Here is a 10,191-nt window from a genome sequence, read left to right on the forward strand (position 1 = left end):
GCAGGTCATGGCCGTGACAGCGCGGAATCCCGGAACCGAACGTCCCTACCGGCTCGACGAGCGGCTGCGGATGATCCCCGCCGATCCCGAGACTCTGACCGCCAGGGTCGCGGTCGCCGATCCCGCCGATTTCGGCGGGCTGCGCAGGCTCGGCATCGCCCTGATGCTGCTCGGCCGCCACGACGAGGCATTGGACCGGCTCGACCAGGCCCTCGAACTGGCCGATTCCGAGCGCCGCCGGGTCACAGTCTGGATCAACCTCGCCGACGTCTACCGCTACCAGGGCGAATCGTCGCGCGCCGAGGTCCTGTACCGGCGGGCGCTGACGGCGAGCCGGAGTATCGACCCCGAGATGGTCTCCTTCGCGGCCCACCATCTCGGCCTGTCGCTGGCAGAACAGCATCGCAGGCGGGAAGCGCGGGAACTGCTCAACGAGGCCATGCGGTTGCGGGTGGCCGAGGGCGACGCCGAGCTCATCGAGTCCACCCGCGCCGCCCTCGACCACCTCGACGAGCTAGCACTCCCACTGCCCGCCGAGGTCGTTGCCGTCCTCGGCGCGGCGCCCGCCTGGTCCGACGAGCACGAGGGCCGTGGCGGCAACCTCGTGCGCGCCGGCGGCTACTGGATCAAACGCGGCCCCCGTGCCCAGGCGGAATACGAGCGGCTGAGGTGGTTGCGCGCGCAGGGGATCCCGGTCCCGGCGATCGCGGCTTTCGCCGAGGACGTGCTGGTGCTCGCCGACGCCGGTGCCGGATCGCTCGCCGATCCGGCGGGCGCCGGGGCCGAGGTCGGCGCGCTACTCGGCCGGACCCTGCGCGCGTTGCACGCGCTGCCTGTCGCGGACTGCCCGTTCGACGCCGGCCTCGAGCGGACCCTCGCCGCGGCCCGCCGCAATGTCGTCGAGGGCTTCGTCGACACCGCCGACTTCGATGCCGATCATCGCGAGCTCGACCCGGCCACCGTCTACGAGCGTCTGTTCACCCAGCGCCCCAGCCAGGAGGACCTGGTCGTCGCGCACGGCGACTTCACCCCGGGCAATGTCCTGGCCGGCGGTGTGCTCATCGACGTGGCCGGGCTCGGTCGCGCCGACCGCTACCGTGACCTGGCCCTGGCCGAGCGCGACCTGGCCGCGGACTTCGGTATCGAGGCGGTCGTGGCGTTCTTCACCGCCTACGGTCTGACCGCCCCCGATCGCGCCGAGCTCGAGTACTACCGGCTGCTCGACGAATTGTTCTGAGCCTGACCGGGGACGCACGCTCAGCCGGACTTGGCGTAGTGGCGGGCGGCCTTGGCCCGATTGCCGCAGGTCGCCATGGAGTGCCAGCGGCGGGTGCCGTTCTTGGAGGTGTCGTAGAAGAACAGCACACAGTCCGGGTGGGCGCACTGGCGGATCCGGCGCGGCGCCTCGGCGAGCAGTTGCAGCAGATTGTCGGCGGCCAGCCAGCCGGGCAACCAGGCCGGATCGGCGACCTCGGGAACCGAGCGCGGACCGTCGGCGGTGAGCTCGCGCCGCAGATGGCCGTGGGTGAGCACGCGATTGAGCGCGGCGCCGTCCCCGGTGGTGACCGCCGTGTGGATCGCCTCCCGCGCGGTGTGCAGGGCATTGAGCGTGTGTTCGTCGGCGGGAACGCCGCCGGTGAGCCCGGTGAGCTCGAGCCACAGCCGCAGACCGTCGAGATCGGTGAGCAGATCGCCAGGTGCCGCACCCGCCCAGCGCGTATTGAGCAGGTCGAGCGCGGGCGGCTCGCCGGTGTGCGGACGGGGATCGCGCATGCCTGAGGCTACCAACTGAGCTCCTCACCACTGTCGTGCTCGCCCGGCTTGACGCCGACCGCACGCCACCCTACTGTCTAACCAGTAAACGCTGATTAGGCAGTTAAAATTCCGGGAGGGCTTCGCCGTGCGACCACCGCTACCACCGTTCGACCTCGACTCCGCGCGCGCCAAGGTGCTCGCCGCCGAAAATGCCTGGAACACCAGGGATCCCGAGCGTGTCGCCGCCGCGTATACCGAGGATTCGGTCTGGCGCAACCGGGACGAGTTCTTCACCGGCCATGCCGCCATCGTCGAGTTCCTCACCCGGAAATGGTCGGTCGAGAACGGCTACGCCCTGCGCAAGGACCTGTGGGCCTTCTCGGGCAACCGCATCGCCGTCCGCTTCCAGTACGAATGGCACGACGACACCGGTCAGTGGTGGCGCAGCTACGGCAACGAGCAGTGGGAGTTCGCGCCGGACGGCCGCATGGCGCGCCGCGAGGCCAGCATCAACGATGTGCGCATCGCCGAGTCGCAGCGGCGGATCTTCGGTCCGCGCCCCGAAGGCGACGCCTCGCCGCTACCGCAGCAGTAGGGTCTGCCCTGGGGATTTGCGGGGTCGTGGCGGGTGCCGCGCGTGTCCGTGGGCGCGTCGCTTGACTCGAATGGGTGTTCGACTAATCTGGGCGCCAGAACATGTCGGTGCCAGCCTCTACTGTGGGCGCCAACCAGAGAGACACTCACCTCGAGAAGGGGATCACATCATGGCACCGCAGGCCTACGACCGCGACAAAGCGCTGGAGCTGGCACTGGCGCAGGTGGAGAAGAGCTTCGGCAAGGGTGCGGTCATGCGCCTGGGCGAGGAGGCCCGCCAGCCCATCTCCGTCATCCCGACCGGCTCCATCTCGCTCGATGTCGCACTCGGCATCGGTGGTTTGCCGCGTGGTCGCATCGTCGAGATCTACGGCCCGGAATCCTCGGGTAAGACCACCGTCGCCCTGCACGCGGTGGCCAATGCCCAGGCCGCAGGCGGTGTTGCCGCGTTCATCGACGCCGAGCACGCGCTCGACCCCGACTACGCCCGCAAGCTCGGTGTCGATACCGACGCGCTGCTGGTCTCCCAGCCCGACACCGGTGAGCAGGCGCTCGAGATCGCCGACATGCTGGTGCGCTCCGGCGCCATCGACATCATCGTCATCGACTCCGTCGCCGCCCTGGTGCCGCGCGCCGAGATCGAGGGCGAGATGGGTGACAGCCACGTCGGCCTGCAGGCCCGCTTGATGAGCCAGGCCCTGCGCAAGATGACAGGCGCGCTCAACAGCTCCGGCACCACCGCCATCTTCATCAACCAGCTGCGCGAGAAGATCGGCGTGATGTTCGGCTCGCCCGAAACGACCACGGGTGGTAAGGCGCTGAAGTTCTACGCCTCGGTGCGTCTGGACGTACGTCGGATCGAGACCCTCAAGGACGGCAGCGACGCGGTCGGTAACCGTACCCGCGTGAAGGTCGTCAAGAACAAGGTGAGCCCGCCGTTCAAGCAGGCCGAGTTCGACATCCTCTACGGCCAGGGCATTTCCAAGGAGGGCTCGCTCATCGACATGGGTGTCGAGCACGGCTTCATCCGCAAGTCCGGTTCCTGGTACACCTACGAGGGCGACCAGCTCGGCCAGGGCAAGGAGAACGCCCGCAAGTTCCTGCTGGAGAACACCGATGTGCGCGACGAGGTCGAGAAGAAGATCAAGGAGAAGCTGGGCATCGGCGCCGATCTGACCGCCGAGGCGGACGCGCCCGCCGACTTCTGAGTCCATGAGCTCGCCGAACCCGGATCGGAAGGCCCGCGCTGCCGCCGATCCGGTCGAGGACATGCGCAGGCAGCTGGCCCGCCTCGGGATCGAGGTGGCGCCGCAGGAGCCCGATCGGCGAGACCAGCGCCGCGACAGCGCGGCGCGCGAGCCCGTCCGCCGGGTCCGGGAACATCGGGCCGGGGCGGACGTCAGGGGAATTCGGTCGGGTGCGGGCGATCCGCAGCGCGCGCACCCGACCGGATTCACCGAAGGGGACAATCCACCCGATTCCGCTGCGCGGAACGGTGATGATCATGAAGAGTGGGGGAGCGGGGCACGACGGCCCCGCGGCGCCCGGCGTGGCCGCAGGTCCGCCCGGCGTGCTGAAGACTCCCTGTCGGCCGGCGTCGGTGGTGACAACGGCGGACAGGTGGATCCGGTGGCGGCCGGATCCCAGCCGGGAGAGCCCGACCGGCGGGCCGGCACACGCCGGCTCGCCCCGGGCGACCGGCCCGGCGCGACCGTCGACCAGGCCAAGGACGCCGCGCTGGGTTTGCTGTCGGTACGAGCCCGTAGCCGCGCCGAACTGGAGAAGCGCCTCGGCGAGAAGGGTTTCCGCCACGAGGTGACCGCCGCCGCGCTCGACCGGCTCACCGAAGTCGGCCTCGTCGACGACACCGCGTTCGCCGAACAGTGGGTGTACGAGCGGCACACCTACTCAGGCAGGGGCAGGAAGGCGCTGCAACGCGAACTCCGTGACAAGGGTGTCGCCCCCGCCGATGCCGAACCCGCCCTGGCCTCCGTCACCGCCGATGCCGAACACGCTCGCGCCACCGACCTGGTCCGCCGCAAACTCGCCACCCTGTCCAGGGACCTGGACCGCGACAAGGCCGTTCGCCGCCTCGTCGGCATGCTCGCCCGCCGCGGCTACGACCAGTCCACCGCCTTCGCCGTGGTCACCACCGAACTCGCCGACGCGGGCTTCATCCGCGCGCCCACCCCGTCCCACCGTCCAGGAGCTGCCGAGACCGACGACCCCGACGAGTACGGAACCGGCGAGCGCACCACACCGCTACCACGGCACGGCAGCGCCCACGGCGCCACCACCGGACCGACCGCTACGACGATCGATGACCCCGAGTCCAGCACCACGCCCCGTCTCCGCCCGCGCCCCACCCCCGGTGACGCCCAGGCCGCCGCCGACCTGGTCCGGCGCAAGCTCCGCGCCATGCCCACCGACCTCGACCGCACCAAAGTCGCCCGCCGCCTGGTCGACATGCTCGCCCGGCGCGGCTACGACCAGTCCACCGCCTATTCCGTGGTGAAAGCCGAACTGGCCGAAGCGGGCCGGTGAGCGCCGTGCCGCCATCGAGGGTGACCGGGCCGATCGATCAGGTCGGTTCGCCCAGGGTCGGGCATCTCGCGACTGTAGTGTTTGGGTCCGGGTGTGGCCCGCGATGCCAGGTGTGCTGCCGGAAGCGCCCACGGGGGTCGGGATGGGGCGTAGGATGATCTTGCGCTGCTGAAACATGTTTGCGGGCACGCAGATTCGAGGCCCGCTTCGGGCAGTGCGGTGTGGGGACGGGTGTTTCGCCCGGTGTCGGGGCGGGCATTCCGGGGAACAGGGCCGCTGATGGCCGCCGGACAACGGGGAGGTGGGTCCTGGACGCGTTGTGGTCGTTCGTGGTGAGCAGGCGGGAACAGCTGTTCGTCGATTCCTACCTGCATGTGTCGGCGGTGGTGCAGTCGCTGCTGCTGGCGACGATTGTCGCGGTGCTCGTCGGGGTGCTGGTGTATCGCAGCCCGCTCGGGTCGGCCGCGGCCACCGCGACCGCGGGCGCGATCCTCACGGTGCCCTCGTTCGCGCTGCTCGGCCTGCTGATCCCGTTCCTCGGGCTCGGGGTGGGGCCGACGATCGTGGCGCTGGTGCTGTACGCGCTGCTGCCGATCCTGCGCAACACCGTGCTCGGGCTGTCCGCGGTGGACCCGGCGGTGGTCGACGCGGCCCGCGGCGTCGGGATGAACCGGCTGCGCCTGCTCACCGCCATCGAACTGCCGCTGGCCTGGCCGTCGATCCTGGCCGGGATGCGGGTCAGCACCCAGATGATCATGGGCATCCTGGCGCTGGCCGCCTACGCGAAGGGGCCCGGCCTCGGCAACCTGATCTTCTCCGGGCTCTCGCGGCTGGGCAGCCCGAACGCGGTGCCGCAGGCCCTCACCGGCACCGTCCTCATCGTCGTGCTCGCGCTCGCCCTGGACGGCGTCCTGCAACTGCTTGGCCGACTGACCATCCCGAGGGGAATCCGTGACTGACAGCACCAGCACCGTGACCGGGCCCGCCGCGGTCTCCGGGGTCGAGATCGTGCTCGACCGGGTCACCAAACGCTACCCGGAGCAGCCGGATCCGGCGGTCGATGCGGTCTCGATGACCATTCCGGCCGGGGAGATCGTGGTACTCGTCGGCCCGTCCGGCTGCGGCAAGACCACCACCATGCGGATGATCAACCGGCTCATCGAGCCGAGTTCCGGCACCATCACCATCGGCGGCCGCGACGCCGCCGCGATCGACGCCGACGAATTGCGGCGTGGCATCGGCTATTCCATCCAGCAGGCAGGTCTGTTCCCGCACCTGACCGTCGCGAAGAACATCGCCACCGTGCCGGGTCTGCTCGGCTGGGACCGTAAACGCATCGCCGCTCGCGTCGATGACATGCTCACCCTCGTCGGCCTCGACCCCGGCACTTACCGCACCCGCTACCCGCGTCAGCTCTCCGGTGGCCAGCAGCAGCGGGTCGGCGTCGCGCGGGCGCTGGCCGCCGACCCGCCGGTCCTGCTGATGGACGAACCGTTCGGCGCGGTCGACCCCATCACCCGCGCGCTGCTGCAGGACGAACTGCTGCGCCTGCAGGGCGAACTCGGCAAGACCATCGTCTTCGTCACCCACGATTTCGGCGAGGCCGTGAAACTGGGCGACCGGATCGCGGTGCTCGGCGAGGGTTCCCGCATCCTGCAATACGACACCCCGGCCGCGATCCTGGCCGCGCCCGCCGACGCGACCGTGGCCGGTTTCGTCGGCGCCACCGCCACCATCGACCGCCTCGGTCTGACCGTCCTCGCCGACCTCGACCTGGACCAGGGCGTCGTCGCCGACCAGGCGACACCGCCTGCCGCGCTGGCGGCGACGTTGCGTGCGAGCGACCACGACTGGGCGGTCGTAGTCGACGAGGACCGTCGTCCACTGCGCCGCGTCGCCGCAGCCGAACTGGCCCATGCCGACACGGCGCACGACCTCGGCACGCCGATCGCTCGCACCGTTCCCGCGGACGCGACCCTGCAGGACGCACTCGCTGTCCTGCTGACCGAGCGCACCGCCTCGGCGGTGACGATCGACGCGGCGGGCCGGTACGCGGGCGTGGTCACCGTCGACACGTTGATCACTCATCTCGCCGCGACCGGGACCACCTCGGCGGTGCCGGGATGACCCCGGCTCGCGGCCCGGCCGCCATGGTGATCTCACACCACCCCCTGCGCCGCATCAGCTTTCGCTGCCGTCGACCTCGGGTCGATCGACGGCCCCCCGGGGCCGACCGGGTCGGTGCCCACCGCCCGGCCGCCGGACGCGCGCAGCGTCCGGCTCCACCGAGCGCGGCGGCGTGCTCGGCCAGCACCCGGACCGAGCCCGCCGCGACGGGTGCCGAATCGCGCGCGGTACCGGTCGGCCGTCGCGCTGCCCGGTCGGCCAGGGCAGCCGCGATCGGGATCCACCCGGCCGGTCGGAGGCGATCCTCGCGCGCGCCGATCGGACCGGGCGGGCCCGCGCCCCGGCGCCGTGATCCGCTGCGCGCACGGAGGGCGGTGGCGTGACGAAACCTGGTACCGCTGAGGCCGGTTCGCGAACGGAGCGCCCCGTGCGGCCGGCTCCTGCCGCCCAGCGCCGGGCCGAATTCCTGCGTCTCCTCCTCCAGCCGGTGATCGTGCTGATCCTCACCGTCGGCGTGCTCGTGTGGGCGTTCCGCCGTGACCTCACCCGCACCCAGCAGGCCAGCATCACCGTGGGCAATATCGCCACGGTCACCTGGCAGCACATCCTGATCACCGCGGCCGTGGTGCTGATCGTGGTCGCGGTCGCGGTGCCGCTGGGTACCCTGCTCACCCGGCCCGGATTCCGCGGGCTCGCACCGATTTTCGTCGGCATCGCCAATATCGGTGCCGCCGCTCCCGCCATCGGCCTGATCGTGCTGTGCTATCTGGTCACCCGGACCACCGGCTTCTGGGTGGGGGTGGCGCCGATCGCGTTCTGCTCGCTGCTGCCGGTGCTGCGCAATACGATCCTCGGCTATCAGGAGGTGGATCCGGCGCTCGTCGACGCGGGCCGCGGCCAGGGCATGTCGGCCGCACAGGTGTTGCGGCGCATCGAGTTCCCGCTCGCCGTGCCCTACATCCTGGCGGGCCTGCGCACCGCACTGGTGCTGGCGGTCGGCACCGCGACACTGTCGTTCCTGGTGAGCGCTGGCGGCCTCGGCATCCTGATCGACACCGGCTACAAACTGCGCGACACCGTGACGCTCACGCTCGGCGCCGTCCTCGCCGTCGCGCTGGCGCTGTTGGTCGACTGGCTCGGCGCACTGGCCGAACAATTCCTCGGACCGAGGGGGCTGCGGTGAGGCTCACCCGATGGCTGCGCGCACTGGCCCCGGCGATCGGGGTGGTACTGCTGGCCGGGTGCGGCCTGCAGTCCGGCGGATCGGTGCCGCTGCCGGTGGGCCCCGGCAGTATCACGCCGGTGCCCGCCCTCGACGGGGTCGCCGTCACGGTCGGCTCCAAGGACTTCACCGAGGCCAATATCCTCGGTTACCTCATCGAGTTCGCGCTCACCGCCGCAGGCGCGAATGTGCGCGACCTGACCAATATCCAGGGCTCCAACAGCCTGCGCGACGCCCAGCTGCACGGCCAGGTCGACATCGCCTACGACTACACCGGCACCGGCTGGATCAACTACCTGGGCAACGAGACCCCGGAGCCGGACGAGCGCCGCCAGTTCGAACTGGTCCGCGACGCCGACCTCGCCGAGCACGGCATGGTGTGGACGGCCATGGCCCCGATGAACAACACCTACGCCCTGGTCACCAGCAGGCGCACCGCCGAGGAGACCGGGGTGCGCACCCTCTCCGACTACGCGGCGCTGATCGCCCGCGATCCGGCCGCGGCCGCCACCTGCGTCGGTACCGAGTTCAACGTCCGCCAGGACGGCTATCCGGGCATGGCCCGCAAGTACGACATCGACATCGACCGGGTGCAGAAGCAGATCGTCCAGGACGCACTGGTGTACCAGGCGACCGCCGACGCCACCGGGTGCCGCTTCGGTTCCGTCGCCGCCACCGACGGTCGTATCCCCGCCCTCGACCTGGTTCTGCTCACCGATGACCGCGGCTTCTTCCCGAAGTACAACGCCGCCGTCGTCATGCACCGCGACTTCGCCGACGCCAACCCCGACGTCGCCCGGATCATGGCCCCTATCTCGGCGCGGCTGACCAACGAGGTGATCACCGAACTCAACCGCCGGGTCGATATCGATGGCAACGAACCGGCCGAGGTCGCCAGGGACTGGATGGTCGCCGAGGGCCTGGTCACCGCGGGCTGACGACGCCGAGGGGACGGGGGTGCATCCGTCGAGGTCGGGAACACGCGGGTGGGCGCCGCGGTCGCGGGTACCGCGCCATGGTGGACGATGGTGGCGACACCGGAAACCGATACCGCGGAGCGGCTAGGGGAGTCCGCTTCCCGAGTTGGGAGGAGACGCATGACCATCGAGTTCCGCACGATCACGGTCCTGGGGACGGGGGTCCTCGGATCCCAGATCGCGTTCCAGACCGCCTTCCACGGATTCGACGTGACCGCCTACGACATCGACGACGCCGCGATCACCGCAGCCCGCGAACGCTTCGACGGACTCGCCGCGGTGTACCGGCAGGAGGTGCCGGGCGCCGACGCGGACAAGACCGCCGCGACCGCGGCGGGTATCACGCTGACGACGGACCTGGCCGCCGCCGCGGCCGAGGCCGACCTGATCATCGAGGCGGTGCCGGAGGTGCTCGCGATCAAGCGCGACCTGTACGGCAAGCTCGCGAGCCTGGCCCCCGAACGCACCGTCTTCGCGACGAATTCCTCCACCCTGCTGCCGAGCGATCTCGCCGACGCCACCGGCCGCCCGGACCGATTCCTGGCCCTGCACTTCGCCAATCACGTGTGGAAGTTCAACACCGCCGAGGTGATGGGCACCGATCGCACCGACCCCGCGGTGTTCGCGGCGGTGGCAGGCTTCGCGAAGGACATCGGCATGGTGCCGATCGAACTGCACAAGGAGAAGGCGGGCTACGTCCTCAACTCGCTGCTCGTGCCGTTCCTGAACTCCGGCATCGAACTCGCCGCGGGCGGGTACGCCGAGCCCGCCGCGGTTGACGAGACCTGGCGGATCGCCACCGGCGCGCCCATGGGCCCGTTCCAGATGCTCGACATCATCGGGCTCACCACCCCGTACAACATCCTGGTCAACGGCAGCGAGGCGCATCGGAAGCTGGCCGCGTGGCTGAAGGAGAACTACATCGACAAGGGCAAGCTCGGCGCGGCCACGGGAGAAGGGTTCTACCGGTAT

Annotated in this window: 9 protein-coding genes and 1 pseudogene; 9 read left to right on the forward strand and 1 reads right to left on the reverse strand. The window is 70.4% G+C overall.

What is annotated here, in order from left to right:
* The first annotated feature begins 7 nt into the window (after positions 1–7).
* A complete protein-coding gene (locus ACFOW8_RS17300) occupies positions 8–1,237 on the forward strand; it encodes a phosphotransferase (protein WP_378551642.1) in 1,230 nt (409 codons plus the stop codon).
* Positions 1,238–1,257: 20 nt separating this feature from the next.
* Here the strand turns inward: ACFOW8_RS17300 and ACFOW8_RS17305 are convergent, their stop codons facing one another.
* Positions 1,258–1,773, reverse strand: coding sequence for a CGNR zinc finger domain-containing protein (locus ACFOW8_RS17305; protein ID WP_378551643.1), 516 nt, complete (start codon positions 1,771–1,773; stop codon positions 1,258–1,260).
* Between the two features lie 127 nt (positions 1,774–1,900).
* Between ACFOW8_RS17305 and ACFOW8_RS17310 the strand changes: the two genes are divergently transcribed.
* The 8 genes and pseudogenes from ACFOW8_RS17310 to ACFOW8_RS17350 form a co-directional block, all read left to right on the forward strand.
* A complete protein-coding gene (locus ACFOW8_RS17310) occupies positions 1,901–2,350 on the forward strand; it encodes a nuclear transport factor 2 family protein (RefSeq protein ID WP_378551644.1) in 450 nt (149 codons plus the stop codon).
* Between the two features lie 169 nt (positions 2,351–2,519).
* On the forward strand, positions 2,520–3,557 hold the full coding sequence (gene recA, locus ACFOW8_RS17315) for a recombinase RecA (RefSeq protein WP_378551645.1): 1,038 nt from the start codon (positions 2,520–2,522) through the stop codon (positions 3,555–3,557).
* Positions 3,558–3,978: 421 nt separating this feature from the next.
* Positions 3,979–4,521: pseudogene (locus ACFOW8_RS17320) on the forward strand (regulatory protein RecX); the annotation flags it as partial.
* A gap of 680 nt (positions 4,522–5,201) precedes the next feature.
* Positions 5,202–5,852, forward strand: a complete 651-nt coding sequence (locus ACFOW8_RS17330) for an ABC transporter permease (RefSeq protein ID WP_378552071.1) — start codon at positions 5,202–5,204, stop codon at positions 5,850–5,852.
* Entirely contained in the window at positions 5,845–7,020 is a 1,176-nt protein-coding gene (locus ACFOW8_RS17335; protein ID WP_378551646.1) for an ABC transporter ATP-binding protein, read from the forward strand. Before ACFOW8_RS17330 ends, ACFOW8_RS17335 begins: the two co-directional genes overlap by 8 nt.
* 427 nt (positions 7,021–7,447) lie before the next feature.
* Positions 7,448–8,203, forward strand: coding sequence for an ABC transporter permease (locus ACFOW8_RS17340; protein ID WP_378551647.1), 756 nt, complete (start codon positions 7,448–7,450; stop codon positions 8,201–8,203).
* The gene (locus ACFOW8_RS17345) at positions 8,200–9,180 is read left to right on the forward strand and encodes a glycine betaine ABC transporter substrate-binding protein (protein WP_378551648.1); all 981 of its coding nucleotides are present in this window, start codon (positions 8,200–8,202) and stop codon (positions 9,178–9,180) included. Before ACFOW8_RS17340 ends, ACFOW8_RS17345 begins: the two co-directional genes overlap by 4 nt.
* Before the next feature lie 159 nt (positions 9,181–9,339).
* On the forward strand, positions 9,340–10,191 hold an 852-nt coding region (locus ACFOW8_RS17350; protein WP_378551649.1), incomplete at its 3' end, for a 3-hydroxyacyl-CoA dehydrogenase.

Origin of the sequence: Nocardia rhizosphaerae (genome assembly GCF_042650365.1) — a bacterium.
In the GTDB taxonomy this organism is placed as follows: Bacteria; Actinomycetota; Actinomycetes; order Mycobacteriales; family Mycobacteriaceae; genus Nocardia; species Nocardia rhizosphaerae.